We start from the raw sequence: 16,327 nt of genomic DNA, 5'->3' as shown, positions 1-16,327 counted from the left end.
ACACCTCAGCTTGTCCTTCCGAATTCGCCCATGCTATATTGGGGAGATGTGAGGAGATGAGGATATGAAGCTGGTGTCCTGGAATGTGAATGGATTGCGGGCATGTGTTACCAAAGGATTCATGGATTATTATAACGAGAGTCAGGCCGATATTTTCTGTGTGCAGGAGACCAAGCTGCAGGCAGGACAGATCGAAATGGATCTGGGTGAAGACGTATATCAATACTGGAATTATGCTGTCAAAAAAGGATACTCCGGCACAGCCATATTTACCCGGATCAAGCCGCTATCTGTCTGGTACGGGATAGAGGAAGATAGTGAACCGGAAGGCCGAATGATTACGCTGGAGTTTGATCATTTTTATCTAATCAACGTATATACCCCCAATGCGAAGCGGGATCTGACCAGACTTCCTTACCGTTTGGAATGGGAGGATCGGTTCAGAGGGTACGTGCTGCAATTGGAGCAGACCAAGCCGGTTATCGTATGTGGTGACCTGAATGTAGCCCATCAGGAGATCGACCTGAAGAATCCGAAGCCGAATCTGGGCAACTCGGGATTCACGCTGGAAGAGCGAGGCAAAATGACCGATCTGCTGGCTGCCGGATATGTGGATAGCTTCCGTCATCTGTACCCGGATCGCACGGATGTGTTCAGTTGGTGGTCGTACATGCCCAAGGTAAGAGAGCGTAATGTTGGATGGCGGATCGATTATTTTCTTGTGTCCAATCAGCTGGCTCCGAAGGTGTCAGAGGCGCATATTGATTGCCATGTCATGGGCAGTGATCATTGCCCGGTGGGTCTCACGTTGCAATTGTAGATTGCAGAGGGTTTATTTGGCTTTTTACAAAATGAATATCATCCAAACCGCAGGTTTCCGTTATCGGGAATTTGCGGTTATTTTACGTTGTCTATATGATTATCTTCCCTTTGGTACAGGTCTCAATCGTATTTTTCATACTGCGGGTAGGGGTGGAACTAGACTTAGGTTGGGGAAAGAACTGGACCCGGGATCGTTCCGTTTCCATCCGTACTTGGGTAAGATTGAAGAATACATATAGAAGAAGAGCCGGGTAAGGGGTAGAGAATGATGAAGAAGGGGTTACGGAGAGGTTTGAAGGGGCTGGGGGGCCTGATGCTGGCAACAGGACTTCTGCTGCTGGCAGGAACCGCGTACGAGGCGTATCAGTCGACACAGGACATGAAATCTTATACTGCACCAGGCAAGATGTATGAGGTGAGCGGACGTAACATGCATCTCTATACAACGGGAAGAGGAAATGCGACAGTTGTTCTCGCTTCAGGCTGGGGTACGCCCAATCCGTATGTTGATTTCAGCCCGCTATATAACAAGTTGAAATCCCAGGTGAAAATTGCGGTGTATGATCGGTTCGGTTACGGGTATAGCGATTATACGGATCGGCCACGTGATATCGATACCATTACAGAGGAAATCCATCAATTGCTGCGAGTATCCGGCCAACGTCCGCCGTATATCATGGTAGGTCATTCTCTCGGATCGCTGGAGACCGTGCGATTCGCACAAATGTACCCCGATGAGGTAGCTGGCATGGTCATGATTGATGGAGGAAGTCCCGAATATTACAGCACTGTGGCTATGGAGCAATCGGATTGGTATTTCGATTCAGCCCGTCTTCTGGTGAAAACAGGAATTGTGCGGACATTGCTGCATTCGGATCGGTTAACCGAATCTTTGGTCGTTAACCCGGATCTCGTTACGGAGTCAATGAGAAAGGCAGCCACCATATCCACACTCAAGCATGCTTACAATGACAACGTGATTGGAGAGATGCGCAATTCCAAGACGAACGCAGCCCATATCTTGGAGCATAAAAAGGAATTCTCCTTCCCGCTAACCATTCTGACGGCCGGTTCAGAGAAACCGAGCGAAGGCAGCCGGGCATGGCAGGCAGATCAAGCCGATTTTGCTTCATGGTCCAGTCAAGGAACACAGGTCACTGTGGCACACGCCAAACACGATATTCATAACAGTCAGCCGGATATTGTCGCCAATGAAATTTTGGAGTTGGTGAGGCGGTCCGGTGAACTATGAAGAACATAATCCAGCCAAAATATAGCAAACAGGATGAGGAGGTAGGATGGATGAAAAAGATCAGAACCGCTTCAAGATTCCTTTCCTTACTCCTGGCAAGTTGTCTGTTGTCTCTAACGGTATTGTCCGTTTCCGTCTTGTTTGCTACTTCTTCCGTGGATGCCATACCTTTTATCCATTCGGTTGGACGTGATTAGAATAAAAGGAATATATCAGGCCTTGCTGCTCTGCATGCAAGGTATTTTTATTTCAAACTGGAAACCTGACAATTTACATGTTATGTTATATCATTATACTAGATAAAGTAGGCAACTATAGATGAAGACAGGAGAGGATTGAACATGGTCAAAGTTGGTATCGTAGGTTACGGAAATCTGGGCAAAGGTGTAGAGAAAGCTATTACTCAAAACCCGGATATGGAGCTTGTTGCTGTATTTACACGTCGTAACCCGGAGCAGATGGTTGCAGAAGGTACAGAGGTTCGTTTCGAACATATCTCTGCTGCTGAGCAATACATAGGCAAAATTGATGTGATGATTCTGTGTGGAGGTTCGGCAACCGATCTTCCGGAGCAGACACCTGCAATTGCAAAATTGTTCAATACGGTGGATAGCTTCGATACACATGCCAAAATCCCTGAATTCTATAAAGAAGTTAACGCTGCGGCAGAGCAAGGTGGCCACGTGAGCGTCATTTCCACAGGTTGGGACCCAGGCTTGTTCTCAATGAACCGACTGCTTGCTCAATCGATCCTGCCAGAAGGTAAAGAGTACACGTTCTGGGGTAAAGGAGTAAGCCAAGGTCACTCCGATGCCATCCGTCGTGTTCCTGGCGTTAAGGCTGGTGTGCAATACACTGTACCTGTTGAAGAAGTAATCAACAGCATTCGTGCTGGGGAGACCCCAGAATTGACCACACGTGAGAAACATCTGCGTCAATGCTATGTAGTTGCAGAAGCTGGTGCAAATCAGGACGAGATTCGTGAAACGATTGTATCTATGCCTAACTATTTCTCGGATTACGATACAACGGTAACGTTTATTACTGAAGAGCAATTGAAGGCTGAGCATGAAGGCATGCCGCACGGTGGATTTGTCATTCGTAGTGGAGTTACAGGTGCAGGCCAGAAACAAATTATTGAGTTTGGTCTGAAGCTCGACAGCAATCCTGAATTTACCGCAAGTGTACTGGTGGCTTATGCAAGAGCCGCACAACGTTTGAGTCTGGAAGGACACAAAGGGGCTAAGACAGTATTTGATATCCCACTCGGTCACCTGTCTCCTAAATCGGCTGAGGACCTTCGCCGCGACTTGCTGTAGTCCGTTAATTCATTACCGCAGTTGCAAGACCTGATTAATTCATATCTAAAATGTAATACAACACAAACAGCTCGTCCTTCTAAACAGAGGGACGAGCTGTTTGTGTTATACATACGAATCAGTGCATATTCATGGTTTATTCATATTCATTCATAATTCATACTTCATCTTGGGACAGTCTTCCCTACAGCCAGTGTGAGGGAATGTTTAAATGATCCGGCAACTTGGTATCTGCACTGCCTTTTGCCGAGTTGAGCTGGGATTGCGTCAGAAAGATGCTGCCTCTCAGATCCGCTCCACCCAGATTCGCATCCCGCAAGTCAGCCCCAATTAGATCGGTCTTTCTCATATCTGCGTTTCGTAGGTCAGCCGCTATCATTAATGCACCTCTGAAGCTCGCTCCCCGAAGGTCAGCTCCTTTTAGATTGGCACCCAGAAAGTCTCTTCCGATACGCTTTTTGGTCTTCGATTTGGAAGGCTCCTTACCCGAAGCTGGGACCTTTGCCCGCACCATCTCGCTGGCCTGTACAAGCAGTTCGTTCACCACCGCCCGATGTGCAGGAATATCGAGACGTAATATGGCAGATGGCTCCAGATCGGTCAGTCGTTCCGTTTCCCGATATACGTCCTTCAACGCGGCATGGATGGATGATGTTTCCGGCAGCATTAGCATTTCATTGATGTAGCTCATCATCTCATGAAGCTGCTTCATGACAGGCAAGCAATCGAACATTTCAGCAGCTGATTCCGGATGATTACGCCAATCCTTGCCCGCATATGTAATTTGTGATAGTTTCTGACCAGCTCCGAAACAATCGTAGACTGTGCAGCCCTTGAACCCTTTCTGTCGCAGCTGTGTATGGATGCCACAGCGGTTATCGGTACGAAGATTGGAACAGGGAGTACCGCTGGATTTATCAAAAGCAAAGTCTGAGGATTTGCCATACGGCAAGGCGACACAGCATAGACCAAAACATTGCTCACAGTCTGCGCTTAAATGCAGAGTAGCCTGATTGCTACTGAATGCTTGGTTAGTCATTTATACACTTCCTTTAATTAAAAAAAATGCTATTTTAAGGTCAGTACAACTTTACCATTACACTGGATTTCGATCAATTCCGATATGGATCACATGGCGATCCTGATACCGGATTAAACTCCATAAATGACAGGTAGGAATGTAAAATAACCGCCTCCCGTGATGGAAGGCGGTTTATTTAGTTAGTTAGCAACTGTAACACAATTAGAATTAGACGATACCTTGCGCAAGCATGGCGTCTGCAACCTTCAGGAAGCCAGCGATGTTCGCTCCCGCAAGCAGGTTACCTGCACAGCCGTACTCATCCGCTGCCTGAACACAGCTAGTGTAGATGTCAGACATAATGTCATGCAGCTTGGCGTCCACTTCTTCAAATGACCAGGACAACCGCATGCTGTTCTGCGACATTTCAAGTGCGGACACGGCAACTCCGCCAGCATTAGCCGCTTTGGCTGGTCCAAACAGAACGCCTTCTTTATGGAAAACGTCAATCGCAGCCAGAGTGGAAGGCATGTTCGCTCCTTCACCAATCGCTTTAACTCCGCCTTGCACGAGCAATGCAGCAGCCTGTTCGTCGATTTCATTTTGCGTTGCACAAGGCAGCGCGATATCACAAGGGATAGACCAGATGCCTTCACAGCCTTCGGTATACACGGCATGTGGATGCTCTTTGACATATTCGCTGATCCGCAGACGATCAACCTCTTTTAATCTTTTTACGGTATCCAGATTGATTCCTTGAGCGTCATAGATATAACCACCAGAGTCACTACACGCGACAACATTAGCTCCAAGCTCTTGAGCCTTCTGAATGGCATAGATGGATACATTACCCGAACCGGAGACAACCACGGTGCTGTCCTTGAAGCTCAGTCCTTTAGATGCCAACATTTCCTTCACAAAGTACACGCATCCGAATCCGGTAGCTTCCTTACGTGCAAGACTTCCTCCGTATAGGAGCCCTTTACCTGTAAGAACGCCAGCTTCGTGTCCACCGCTGATGCGTTTGTACTGTCCGAACATATAACCGATTTCCCGTGCACCTACACCGATGTCCCCGGCAGGTACGTCCGCATCGGAACCGATATATTTGTACAGCTCAGTCATGAAGCTTTGAGTGAAACGCATGACTTCCAGATCTGATTTTCCTTTTGGATCGAAGTCGGAACCACCTTTACCACCGCCGATTGGCAGGCCAGTCAGGGCATTCTTGAAAATTTGTTCAAATCCAAGGAATTTAACGATTCCCGAGTAAACGGAAGGATGGAAACGAAGTCCACCTTTATAAGGACCAATTGCGCTGTTGAACTGAACACGGAATCCACGGTTTACTTGTACCTTGCCTTGATCATCTACCCAAGGCACGCGGAACGTAATGACACGTTCTGGCTCAACAAGCTGTTCAAGCAAGCCATTTTCCCGATATTTCGGGTGAGCTGCAATGACAGGAATAAGCGAGTCCAGGATCTCTTTGACAGCCTGATGGAATTCACTTTCCTGTGGATTTCTGGCGATAACCGATTCGTAAACGGAATGAACATACTCTGCGGCAGTTACTTGAGTTGAATCCTTAGTTATAGTCGACACTTTTTCAATGCACTCCTTTATTGTGTTAAAGTCTTGGGATGGCTATTTGTATAAATTGCATAAAAGTTTGTAGTTAAATATACAGGAAACAAAATAAAAATACGAGATGAAAACCCATAAAATGTTTTTTATGACGTTATTAAAATCTTCTATGGATCTGTCATATGATGTAAAGGTTAAGTTTGGAAGCTGAATTGACGCCCCTTTTATCGTTATACAAGGCAAAGTTAACGGAATAGCTGGATTAAAAAATTAGTTTTGGTAAGATGGTAGTAAGACCGCGGTATCCGTGGTTTTTTTATCTATATGAAGGAGGAGAACAACATGATGAAGAAAAACATGCGAATCAACATGGAGAACAGGGCTTGTATAGGAGGTGAGATTTATTATGAACCATAGGACCTCCTTTCAAAATTGCAGAGAAATGCTGGTGAACCAGCTCATTATATTCGGTGAAGAGAAAAGAACATTTCTCGACGCCTATTTTGACGTGCGTGATCCGGAACGCTCGCAGATGGAACGCCTGCTTGCGAACTATACAACGTGTGTGGAGAAGCTGCTCCTTGGTTCGGATGAAGCTCTGGACTCGGTGGTACTTATCGGTAGTTTGATCCGTTTTGATTACGTTGACTTCCATACATCTGATTCATTCAACATTGTTATGCCGGATGACGCGGACCCGGATGCGGGGCATATTTCCTTCCTCTCCCCTGTGGGGCGGCAATTATTGCTTGGGCTCAAGGGAGAAGTGAGGTCGATTAATATACCGGCTGGCTCCATGCGAGTACGCATTACGGATATTACGTTAAACAATGAGTCCTTGAATCGGATGTCCACTGGGGGTGCAGATCATGCACTTTAAAGAGACGGATTTGCCGGGAATTGGACGCAAATATTGGTTGCACACACGCAGCGGTGAGCATCTGGTCATCGTTATCCATAATGATGAGCGACGTGACCTGTTTCACATGGAATCAGGCGATTCGCCTGAAGAATTGGGAGATATGGTGTCACTGGTCACACTGGATGATGATGAGGCACGTGCGGTTGCGGCTATTGTCGGTGGCATGACGTACAAACCAACCTTTCAGGATGAGCGTGAAGTTATGCTGGAGGGACTGTTAATTGAGTGGCTCCGTATTGAGCCGCATTCAGAGAGCATAGGAAGAACGATCGGAGAACTGAATATTCGCCAGGCAACAGGAGCAGTTATTCTAGCTGTGGTGGAGAAGAACAGGACGAAGCAGTTTAATCCAGGTCCGGACTATATCTTTACCGCGGGGGCTACGGTTGTTGTCGCTGGTGAACGGGATCAGATCAAACTGTTAAAACAGTTGTTATCCAATGGACGGCTCTAGCCTATGGATATGCTCATATTCGAAGTGGGAATTGCCGTTGCGCTGATTACACTTACGGGGCTAATATCTGCAAAATTACGATTTTCGGTCATTCCTTTCTATATTCTGATTGGTATGGCTGTTGGACCGCATGCACCACAGATCGGCATTGTGGATTTGCGTTTTATCGAAAGCTCGGAATTTATTGAATTTATGGGCAGGCTGGGTATTCTGTTTTTGCTCTTTTATCTGGGATTGGAATTTTCGGTCTCCCGCCTGATGAAGTCGGGCAAAGCCATTCTGACCGGAGGTATGTTCTACGTTGGACTAAATTTTGCTTCCGGTCTGCTGCTAGGATGGTTCATGGAACTGCCACTCAAAGAAACGTTAGTTGTCTGTGGTATTATGACGAGTTCTTCCACAGCTATTGTGGCTAAAGTACTCGTGGATCTGAAGCGCACGGCGAACCCGGAGACGGAGATTATTATGGGCATGATCATGTTTGATGATCTGTTTATTGCCATCCATATCTCGATTCTGACGGGGCTTGTACTTAGTGGGGCTACCTCATTCCTCAGCGTCTTGCTCGTATCCTTGTCTGCGCTGCTCTTTATTGTGCTATTTCTAATCATAGGCAGGAAATGCATCAAGTATATTGATAAGGCACTCAACATCAAGTCATCGGAGTTGTTTCTACTTACCGTTATGACGCTGCTCTTTCTGGTGGCGGGTTTCTCGGAAACGCTGCATGTAGCCGAAGCGATTGGAGCTCTGATGATGGGGCTGGTTCTGGGGGAGTCGAGACATGCCAGCCGAATTGAGCATCAGATTATGCCGTTCAAAGATTTCTTTGGGGCGATCTTCTTTTTCAGCTTTGGCCTGACCATTGAACCTTCGACCCTTGGCGGAGCCGTTGGAATGACCGTGATTGCCGTTATTCTGACCATTGCCAGCAACTATGGTGCGGGCATGATCGCTGGCAGACTCTCCGGGATGTCTCCACGCGCTTCTCTTAATGTGGGATTCACGCTGGTGTCCCGTGGAGAGTTCTCTATCATTATGGCGAACATCGGCAAGGCAGGAGGCCTGATGGCATCCATTCAGTCTTTTGCCGTGTTATATGTGTTGATTCTGGCAGTGCTTGGCCCGATCCTAACGAAAGAATCACCTTGGATCTACAGTCAATACGCTCGCTTGAGGAAAAGAATGAGGGGGAAAGAGACGGGATGAATTGTGCATCTGTTTGCCACGTCTTTACAGCGTAGGTTAATACACAGATGCAAACACGCTTTGAATCTAGTCCACTGCTAAACCGTACACGCCACACTACTTGGAGTATATTCTCTCCTTGGTGTGGCGTTTATTGTATCGGGGAATGTACCATCCCTTTATTGACAGATGTATGAAGGCTGTTATACAAAGAAGTATACTTATGGAAGTAGGCTTAATGTAAGGTCGTGCAATGTACGGCCTTTTTTGGCTATATAGGATCAGTCTCATTCTGAATGAGACTGATCTATGACGAGAGGAGAATGAACAGCATGGATAATCTGCCTTCATATCATTCATCACATCATTATTGGAAACAGTATCAAGCCTTTTTCCCGGAAGAATTCAGGCTAGGGGACCATGCGAATCCTGAAGAGGAGTGGTGGGAATCGAACGGGGTTCATCTGCACATCGATCGTCTGCCCGCGCCCGAGTCGCCGATCAAAATTCTGTTCATTCACGGAGCTGGAGGCAATGGCAGGTTGCTCGCGCCTTATGCTCGAATGTTGCAGCTCCGAGGCTATGAGGTAGTATCGCCAGATCTTCCACCGTATGGACTGAGCTATCCGTTGCCTGGGACACGTCTCAATTATGAACTATGGATCAAGCTGCTTGTTTCACTCGCTGATTGCGAATTTAGGAAAGACGGCAAGCCGATCGTGGCATTGGGAAGCAGCATCGGAGGTATGCTGGCTTATCACATGAGTGCACGCAGTGAGCACGTACAAGGCTTGATTGTAACGACATTTGTGGACACGAGTGATGCGGATATGCGTGACCAGCTTGCACCAAACCGTTTGGTGAGCCGATGGGGCAAACGTATGATGGATCGGTTTCCGGCTTTACTGGATCATATACGTATCTCTGTGAAGCAAGTATCGCGTATGCAGCTGATTACCAATAATTCGGAGTTAACCCGACTTATTATGAATGATCCACAGGCGGCATCGACACGTGTCCCGTTGGAACTATTAAGAACATTCCTGAATAAGAAGCCGGAGGTAGACCCGGAACAGTTTGACCAATGTCCTGTACTGCTGGTTCACCCCGAACTGGACCCGATGACACCATTACAGTTCAGCCAATCTTTTTTTGATCGATTAAAGGTAGAAAAGGAATGCGTAGTGTTGGAAGGAGCGGGCCACTTCCCTATAGAACAGCCAGGGCTGAATCAATTGGAAGAAGCCGTGTTACGATTTTTACATAAGATTGAAGCTCAACATTTATGAAAGTTGAATTCGAATGTTCTCTATATGAACCGCGACCCCGCCCACTTGAATCTTTGTAATTTCATTGGACATGCCCAGTGTTAATCTGGCTTGGATCTCCGAGGGACGGTTCATAGTATACCCTTGTCTAATCGTATAGATTGTATCGTGGGGATCTGAAAGTTGGTTGTATTTATGTAAATAACAGAGTAAAGCACCGTTAGAAGTACCAGTTGCGCTCTCTTCCGGGATATCGTAAAGGGGAGCAAAGTTCCGGCATTCTGCCAGAGTACTCTCTTTATCTGGTTCGACTGCAAACACGTGATAACCTACGACATGGTTAGCTTTGCTAATTTCAGCGATAAGCTGAAAATCAGGAATGATTTTTGACAGAACATCAACATGGTTAACCGTAATCAAGATATCGCGCAATCCGGTAGATACGATCTGTACAGGTAATTCAGCGTGTAAATCATGTGTGGAAATACCCAGAGAATCTGCAATGCCTTGTCGGTCAACGATCTCTCCAAACTCCGGAAGCGCCTGAGACAGATAGACTTCACCATTGTTCTGGACAACTACTTCAAGTATTCCGGCTAACGTCTCCAGCGTGTATACACCTACATCAACGATATGCTGTGCTTTCATTAAATAAAATAAGGCAATCGTTGCATGTCCGCATAGATCAACTTCATCACTAGGGGTGAAGTAACGCACTTTGAAATCAGCCTGGTCCGATGGCATAACAAACGCGGTCTCTGAGAATCCAACTTGTCTGGCAATCTCCTGCATCTGGGAGTCGGACAAGTGTCCTGCTTGTAAAACAACTCCTGCGGGGTTTCCGCCTAGAGGCTTATCCGAAAATGCATGTAACGTACTTACTTCAATTTCCACATCTCTACCTCGCTTGTTCAGTTATTTAAGTTCAACAGTTCTTCATTATATCACGGTTCCTAATCGGGATTGTGAACCCAAACCTGCTGCGAATTCATGAATATAGGTCAAGTGAACGTTCGGGAAGGGTAATGAAGAAGGAGAGCATAACGATAATGCTATGGAAAGGCTGGGATCTCTAATGAAAGCAATTGTGATTGAAAAGTTCGGTGGAGCGGAACAATTGAAGGAAAAGGAAATGCCGAAGCCGGCATGTGGAGTGAACCAGGTGCTAATCCGCATTCATGCTACTTCTGTAAACCCGGTGGATTTTAAAGTCAGACAAGGCCATATGAAAGAGGCAGCAGATTCTTTCCCACTAATATTGGGCGGGGATGTGGCCGGGACAGTGACTGAAGCGGGTTCCAATGTCACTAGGTTCAGAGCGGGCGATCGCGTATTTGCCCGTCCTCGTCATTTCGGGACCTATGCAGAATATGTGGCTGTGGATGCGGACATCATTGCCCGTATCCCGGAAAATCTGAGCTTCGAGGAAGCAGCTGCCATACCGCTAGCAGCCATGACGGCCTGGCAGGCACTTGTTGACCATGGACGGCTTGCCAAAGGGCAGAAGGTCCTCATTCACGCGGGAGCAGGTGGTGTAGGAACCTTTGCTATTCAGATTGCCAAATATCTTGGCGCTGGAGTGGCTTCCACGGCGAGTGAATCGAATGAAGAGTTGCTTCGTTCGCTGGGAGTGGACCATTTTATCAATTATAAAAAAGAAGATTTCTCGGAGATTCTCTCCGGGTATGATGTCGTGCTGGACACGATGGGTGGCGATATTCAACGTGATAGCTTCAAGGTATTAAAGCCAGGTGGGCATCTGGTATCACTTGTGGAACAACCGGATGAAACGCTGGCTAAGGAAGCCGGTGTAACCGCCAACGTGTTCATGATGGAACCCAAAGGGGATCAACTCGATCAGTTGGCTGAGCTCGCTGCTGAGGGCAAGCTGAGACCCATCATTGATGAGACATACCCCTTGAGTGAACAAGGACTGCGTGAAGCGCACGAAAAAAGCGAAACCCATCATACACGCGGGAAACTGGTCATTCGAGTAGAATAGATGAGGGTTATCTTTGAAGGTTTCAAATTTAAAAACTTTACTGACGGAAGATGTCAGTAAAGTTTTTTTATAATAGGCGTATCCACTAGAAGGGAAGTGCACTATGCATACAAAAAAAGCATATCTTTATGTATTTGATACGATGTCAGACTGGGAGGTAGGTTATTTAATTGCTGAATTAAACTCGGGAAGGTATTTTAAGAAAGGGCTGGCGGCGATAGAGGTGGTTGCTGTTGGCGTTGATAAAAGTCCGGTGACTACCATGGGAGGGTTGGAAATACTACCTCGCATTTCAGTTGATGAGTGTATGTTGGAAAGTACGGATGTATTGATTCTTCCAGGCGGAAATACTTGGATGGAATCCATTCACGAGCCAATATTGAAAAAAGCTTCGACATCTTTGGAAAAAGGTCATGTTGTTGCGGCAATATGTGGTGCAACCGTTGGACTTGCGAGGGTGGGATTGCTAGACTCCAGAAGGCATACAAGCAACGATCTGGAATATTTGAAAATGATTTGTCCTCATTACATTGGAGAAAAATACTATGAAATGGTACCGGCCGTAACGGATGGCAATTTAGTTACTGCATCGGGCATAGCTCCTTTGGAATTTGCGATGCATGTATTGAAGGTACTAGATGTATTTACACCGGAGACTTTAGATTCGTGGTTCAATCTATATCAGACTCATGAACCAAAATACTTCTTCGAGTTAATGAATTCTATCAAATAGCTGACATTTCGATATTTTCGCATGGAGTGGAATAAGATATAATAGTAACAATTTATTCCATTCTATGTATGAGGTGATTCGGATGTCCAATGAGCTCATTCAAGCGATTCAATTATTAAAAGAAAAGAAGTGGGTGGATCTGACCCATACGTTTGGACCGGAATCTCCACATTTCTCAGCTTTTGATGCGGCACAATTCGATACGTTGTTTAATCACGACCAAGGTTTCTTTGCCCAAAGTTTCAGGTTTCCCGGTCAATATGGTACGCATCTCGATGCACCGATCCATTTTGTGCGTGATACCCGTTATCTCGATGAATTGGGGTTGAAGGAACTTGTGCTACCGCTGGTGGTCATTGATCAATCTGTGGCTGTAGAGAGCAATCCGGATTTCACGCTGGATGTCGAGCATATTCTTGAGTTTGAAAAAGAGCATGGCGTTATTGAAGCTGGCAGCTTTGTAGCACTGCGTACCGATTGGAGCAAACGCTGGCCCAGTCATGAAGCATTCGACAACAAAGATGCTGAGGGACACAGTCATGCACCCGGATGGTCAGTCAGTGCGCTAATGTTTTTATTCGAGGAAAGAAAAATACAGGCGATCGGCCATGAGACCTTCGACACTGATTCAGCTGTAGACTATCAAAAGAACGGGGCACTTCTGGCAGAATATTATGTACTTGCCCAGGATACATATCAGGTAGAGCTGTTAACGAATCTGGATCAGGTACCAGCCAAAGGTGCCGTGATCTTCAATATCGTACCCAAGGCCGAAAAGGCGTCCGGCTTTCCAGTGCGCTCGTTTGCCATTTTACCGTAAAACAAAGTTGAACATAGGTATAATGCAAAGGACTCACACACAGTTCTTTCCGAATGATTCACCAACGGCATTTGTGCAAACTGCTCATATAAATAATAAAGGAGGCGTAGTACGCCTCCTTTTTATGTGGTTACTTTTGATCCGAAGAGGGATCCTGATTGAATCGTTGTGAAATTTTTTTCTCTGTCTTCTTACGCCGAACCCAGCGCTTGAATATACTTTCTTCTTTTCTTCCCTGCAGTGTTTCCTTCATGCCTTGGATCATAAATTCGGATCTTCGTCTGTCATCCCGACTAATCTCGCGTAGTTCCTTAATAAATTTGTCGTCCATATCTGCCTCTCGCTCATTAAGTATATCTCTATTATACCGAACGTACGTTCTTTTATCAAGTTTTACCATAATCGAATTTTTGGGGACGATTTTAGTGAGAAAGAGCACAGGATTCAGCCCTTTCCATATGTGAAAATGGAATAGAACGTTCAGTATATCTGTATAACAATGTCTGGAGGGTGAGGGATGAGGACTAGTGATGATGGAATAAAGCGTGAATGTGTACCTGAAAGATCGTGGGCGCTCATTATGATGCAGGGGTTACTGGGCATTGGTGCGATGGTTGGAGGGGGAGCACTCATTATCGATCCTTCGGGAAATCTCGTCCATATGCCGGATTCATTATTGGAGCATTCCCCTTTTGACAGTTTTCTGATCCCGGGAATTATACTATTGTTGGTTCTTGGTGTTATGCCGATGATCATTGCCATTTTACTCCTTCGTCGCACTCACTGGGAAATAGGTGAGAAACTGAATCTCTACTCGAATCAATACTGGGGATGGACGTTCTCGTTATATACAGGATTTGCTCTGATCATCTGGATTATGGTGCAGGTATACTTGATCCAGCATATATCTGTTATCCATCTGGTCTATTTTTCCTGGGGAGTGGGAATCCAGATCGTCACTCTGCTTCCTGACGTACAGCGAAGGTATCAGGCAGACTGCTCATCATAATATATTTTTTCTATAAAATAATACGGCTGTCATCCGGATCTTGGAGTGATCCGGGTGACAGCCGTTTATCTTAATTGTTACTTGGAAGCCTGGTAGGCGCTCAAGAATTCTTTTACTTTTGCCGGATCGGACTTCAATTCATTCCCGGTCTGCACGAGTGGACTTACTGTAGAGTATGCCTTAAGTTTATTGTTTTTGTAGAACTGCAAAATGTCATCCTGATTGATGGAGTAGAGCACGGATTTTCTCAGATCACTGCTCTTGGCAACTTCCCGATTGGCTGTGTTGAACAGCAGATAGGAAACCGCATTGCTCGGAATGCTCTGCAATTGCAACTTGCTGTCATTTTTGATGATGTCATACTTTGTTTCGGATACTCCGTAGTACAGGTGGATTTCACTGCTGCGAAGAGCAGACAACGCACTGTCGGCATCAGAGATGAATCGAACATTCACCTGAGAGATTTTGGGTGCATACTCAGAGCCTTTGCGGTATCCGGGATTCTGATAGAATACACCTTCGTAATCATTTTTATATGCCAAGATATATGGGCCGCTGGCATACAGGGTGTTGTTGTACGCAGCACCTTCAGTCACGGTATTCTGATCGCCGTAAGGAATGTCTTTATTCACGTCAAACGAAGCTACATCATACGTATTGATGCTTTCGACCTGTTTTTTGGACACAATGCCAGCAGATTGGTGAGCCAGATAGTTCAATACTTGCGGGAAAGGTTCCGTTGTTGTGAGTTTCACAACCTGATACTTTCCGGCAGCGTTATCGGCTTTGTTTTTGTCCGTAACCAGTTCCGTAATTTTGGTGCCAAGCCCCTGTTCCAATGCGTCTTTAACCGTACCACTGCCACTAGATTGCTGAACGGATTCCAAGGCGCCCAGATCGGTTACTAACTCGGCTTCCTTGATATGTTCGTGAAGGCTGTATGTCCGGTGATCTGGTACGGAATCTTTGTTTTTGGCGCGATCGAGAGAGAAGATGACGTCATCTGCACCGACACGTTCTCCCGTATCTACGGCTTTTTTATTATCAATCTTAGCAAAGTTGATATCGTCTCTGAGAATGAAGTAATACTCCGAGTTCCCCTCAGCAATGCTGAAATTGTGGGAGAGGGAACTCTCTGGTGTAAGTTGATCGTCATCTGTCAGGTTCACGAGACGTACATACATGTTGGTGTTCAGTTGGTTGATAGAACCGTCATTTCCTTTAATCGGGTCAAGGGAAGTCAGTACGGAAGCGGTTTGTGTCAGAATTAATGGTTCTTTTGTATTTTTGGAGCTGTCTTTAAATTCAATCGGTTCCCATGCCATGGCGCGGGATTTGGACAAGCGAACGGTGTCTACATTGAGAATGTCTTTGTTCACAGCCTGACTTTTCAGGGAAATGTACAACGGAGCGATATAGGCCTGATCGGTTACCAAGCGATCCTCCAATTGTTTATACGTATCCTTGTATTCGTCCGGAGTCTGAGTAGCAGCCTGGTCAATAAGCTTATCGATTTCTTCATCAGCCAGAATGCTGTAGTCTCCGCCTGTTTTGAAGAGTGAACGAACTGCGTAATCCGGATTCCCGGTTACCGTTGTCCAGCTGGACAGCGCAATGTCATAATTGCCAGCATCCTGCTGGGATTTGTAGCTGCCGTAATCCGTCTGCAGGTTCAGCTTAACATTGAAGCCATTCTTGGTAAGCTGGTCGCGGATAATGTTCACGTCATTTTCGGAGGAGCTCTGAGCCAGTAATTCGATGTCCACCGGTTTTTGGTTTTGCGTGTTTTCTGTTGTATCTGACGGTGCGGATTCTGACTGGGATTCCGTCTTGGTCTTCACACTGCAACCGGAGACCACAAGGACAAAAGTTAATAGTAGTGCTATCAGCATACGTTTTTTCATGAAAATACCTCCAGATAAGTTCATAA

17 protein-coding genes are annotated in these 16,327 nt (G+C 46.1%); 12 read left to right on the top strand and 5 right to left on the bottom strand.

Translation table 11 applies throughout. The annotated features are described in order from the left end of the window. Positions 1-64 precede the first annotated feature (64 nt). From AC4PM4_RS13735 to AC4PM4_RS13720, 4 genes are all read left to right on the top strand, one after another. Entirely contained in the window at positions 65-820 is a 756-nt protein-coding gene (locus AC4PM4_RS13735; protein ID WP_063565361.1) for an exodeoxyribonuclease III, read from the top strand. 270 nt (positions 821-1,090) lie between these two features. Further along, complete coding sequence (locus tag AC4PM4_RS13730; protein ID WP_491613841.1) at positions 1,091-2,074, top strand: alpha/beta fold hydrolase; 984 nt, start codon at positions 1,091-1,093, stop codon at positions 2,072-2,074. Between the two features lie 50 nt (positions 2,075-2,124). Further along, complete coding sequence (locus tag AC4PM4_RS13725) at positions 2,125-2,271, top strand: hypothetical protein (protein WP_157258407.1); 147 nt, start codon at positions 2,125-2,127, stop codon at positions 2,269-2,271. Between the two features lie 144 nt (positions 2,272-2,415). Further along, a complete protein-coding gene (locus tag AC4PM4_RS13720) occupies positions 2,416-3,393 on the top strand; it encodes a diaminopimelate dehydrogenase (protein ID WP_371121655.1) in 978 nt (325 codons plus the stop codon). A 184-nt stretch (positions 3,394-3,577) separates the two neighbouring features. Here AC4PM4_RS13720 and AC4PM4_RS13715 read toward each other — a convergent pair whose 3' ends face one another. Then, positions 3,578-4,432: a pentapeptide repeat-containing protein gene (locus tag AC4PM4_RS13715; protein ID WP_090809707.1), complete on the bottom strand. Its 855-nt coding sequence runs from the start codon at positions 4,430-4,432 to the stop codon at positions 3,578-3,580. A 210-nt stretch (positions 4,433-4,642) separates the two neighbouring features. After that, on the bottom strand, positions 4,643-6,019 hold the full coding sequence (gene gdhA, locus AC4PM4_RS13710) for an NADP-specific glutamate dehydrogenase (protein ID WP_072734620.1): 1,377 nt from the start codon (positions 6,017-6,019) through the stop codon (positions 4,643-4,645). 388 nt (positions 6,020-6,407) lie between these two features. Between gdhA and AC4PM4_RS13705 the strand changes: the two genes are divergently transcribed. The 4 genes from AC4PM4_RS13705 (at position 6,408) to AC4PM4_RS13690 (ending at position 9,854) form a co-directional block, all read left to right on the top strand. Further along, entirely contained in the window at positions 6,408-6,881 is a 474-nt protein-coding gene (locus tag AC4PM4_RS13705; protein WP_090953627.1) for a GreA/GreB family elongation factor, read from the top strand. Then, positions 6,871-7,377: a cation:proton antiporter regulatory subunit gene (locus AC4PM4_RS13700; protein WP_076287930.1), complete on the top strand. Its 507-nt coding sequence runs from the start codon at positions 6,871-6,873 to the stop codon at positions 7,375-7,377. Before AC4PM4_RS13705 ends, AC4PM4_RS13700 begins: the two co-directional genes overlap by 11 nt. 3 nt (positions 7,378-7,380) lie before the next feature. Further along, positions 7,381-8,586, top strand: coding sequence for a cation:proton antiporter (locus AC4PM4_RS13695; RefSeq protein WP_063565369.1), 1,206 nt, complete (start codon positions 7,381-7,383; stop codon positions 8,584-8,586). Positions 8,587-8,897: 311 nt separating this feature from the next. After that, entirely contained in the window at positions 8,898-9,854 is a 957-nt protein-coding gene (locus AC4PM4_RS13690; protein WP_491613840.1) for an alpha/beta hydrolase, read from the top strand. Here the strand turns inward: AC4PM4_RS13690 and AC4PM4_RS13685 are convergent. Further along, positions 9,849-10,727: a PhzF family phenazine biosynthesis protein gene (locus tag AC4PM4_RS13685; RefSeq protein ID WP_090809713.1), complete on the bottom strand. Its 879-nt coding sequence runs from the start codon at positions 10,725-10,727 to the stop codon at positions 9,849-9,851. The genes AC4PM4_RS13690 and AC4PM4_RS13685 overlap by 6 nt on opposite strands. Before the next feature lie 181 nt (positions 10,728-10,908). Here AC4PM4_RS13685 and AC4PM4_RS13680 point away from each other — a divergent pair, with 181 nt between their 5' ends. From AC4PM4_RS13680 to AC4PM4_RS13670, 3 genes are all read left to right on the top strand, one after another. Next, positions 10,909-11,835 (top strand): NADP-dependent oxidoreductase, encoded by a 927-nt coding sequence (locus AC4PM4_RS13680; protein WP_090953870.1) that lies wholly within the window; start codon positions 10,909-10,911, stop codon positions 11,833-11,835. A gap of 103 nt (positions 11,836-11,938) precedes the next feature. Next, a complete protein-coding gene (locus tag AC4PM4_RS13675) occupies positions 11,939-12,568 on the top strand; it encodes a type 1 glutamine amidotransferase family protein (protein ID WP_079696318.1) in 630 nt (209 codons plus the stop codon). 82 nt (positions 12,569-12,650) lie between these two features. Continuing rightward, positions 12,651-13,388: a cyclase family protein gene (locus tag AC4PM4_RS13670; protein WP_491613838.1), complete on the top strand. Its 738-nt coding sequence runs from the start codon at positions 12,651-12,653 to the stop codon at positions 13,386-13,388. Positions 13,389-13,518: 130 nt separating this feature from the next. On the opposite strand, the gene AC4PM4_RS13665 is transcribed toward AC4PM4_RS13670, so the two are convergent. Further along, positions 13,519-13,719, bottom strand: a complete 201-nt coding sequence (locus AC4PM4_RS13665; protein ID WP_063565515.1) for a hypothetical protein — start codon at positions 13,717-13,719, stop codon at positions 13,519-13,521. Positions 13,720-13,905: 186 nt separating this feature from the next. Between AC4PM4_RS13665 and AC4PM4_RS13660 the strand changes: the two genes are divergently transcribed. Next, positions 13,906-14,397 (top strand): hypothetical protein, encoded by a 492-nt coding sequence (locus AC4PM4_RS13660; RefSeq protein ID WP_491613836.1) that lies wholly within the window; start codon positions 13,906-13,908, stop codon positions 14,395-14,397. Positions 14,398-14,474: 77 nt separating this feature from the next. Here AC4PM4_RS13660 and AC4PM4_RS13655 read toward each other — a convergent pair whose 3' ends face one another. After that, complete coding sequence (locus tag AC4PM4_RS13655; RefSeq protein WP_491613835.1) at positions 14,475-16,301, bottom strand: ABC transporter substrate-binding protein; 1,827 nt, start codon at positions 16,299-16,301, stop codon at positions 14,475-14,477. Between the last annotated feature and the right edge of the window lie 26 nt (positions 16,302-16,327).

The sequence above is a fragment of the Paenibacillus sp. MDV22-iso6 genome (assembly GCF_058408365.1).
The sequence above is the reverse complement of the archived record's forward strand: the minus strand, read 5'-3'. Positions and strand labels throughout refer to the sequence as shown.

Coding starts and splice junctions, on each gene's coding strand:
- AC4PM4_RS13665 (WP_063565515.1), bottom strand. CDS start 13,719: ATGGACGACAAATTTATTAAGGAACTACGCGAGATTAGTCGGGATGAC.
- AC4PM4_RS13670 (WP_491613838.1), top strand. CDS start 12,651: ATGTCCAATGAGCTCATTCAAGCGATTCAATTATTAAAAGAAAAGAAG.
- AC4PM4_RS13655 (WP_491613835.1), bottom strand. CDS start 16,301: ATGAAAAAACGTATGCTGATAGCACTACTATTAACTTTTGTCCTTGTG.
- AC4PM4_RS13675 (WP_079696318.1), top strand. CDS start 11,939: ATGCATACAAAAAAAGCATATCTTTATGTATTTGATACGATGTCAGAC.
- AC4PM4_RS13725 (WP_157258407.1), top strand. CDS start 2,125: ATGAAAAAGATCAGAACCGCTTCAAGATTCCTTTCCTTACTCCTGGCA.
- AC4PM4_RS13660 (WP_491613836.1), top strand. CDS start 13,906: ATGAGGACTAGTGATGATGGAATAAAGCGTGAATGTGTACCTGAAAGA.
- AC4PM4_RS13720 (WP_371121655.1), top strand. CDS start 2,416: ATGGTCAAAGTTGGTATCGTAGGTTACGGAAATCTGGGCAAAGGTGTA.
- AC4PM4_RS13715 (WP_090809707.1), bottom strand. CDS start 4,432: ATGACTAACCAAGCATTCAGTAGCAATCAGGCTACTCTGCATTTAAGC.
- AC4PM4_RS13735 (WP_063565361.1), top strand. CDS start 65: ATGAAGCTGGTGTCCTGGAATGTGAATGGATTGCGGGCATGTGTTACC.
- AC4PM4_RS13680 (WP_090953870.1), top strand. CDS start 10,909: ATGAAAGCAATTGTGATTGAAAAGTTCGGTGGAGCGGAACAATTGAAG.
- AC4PM4_RS13705 (WP_090953627.1), top strand. CDS start 6,408: ATGAACCATAGGACCTCCTTTCAAAATTGCAGAGAAATGCTGGTGAAC.
- AC4PM4_RS13690 (WP_491613840.1), top strand. CDS start 8,898: ATGGATAATCTGCCTTCATATCATTCATCACATCATTATTGGAAACAG.
- AC4PM4_RS13700 (WP_076287930.1), top strand. CDS start 6,871: ATGCACTTTAAAGAGACGGATTTGCCGGGAATTGGACGCAAATATTGG.
- AC4PM4_RS13730 (WP_491613841.1), top strand. CDS start 1,091: ATGAAGAAGGGGTTACGGAGAGGTTTGAAGGGGCTGGGGGGCCTGATG.
- AC4PM4_RS13695 (WP_063565369.1), top strand. CDS start 7,381: ATGGATATGCTCATATTCGAAGTGGGAATTGCCGTTGCGCTGATTACA.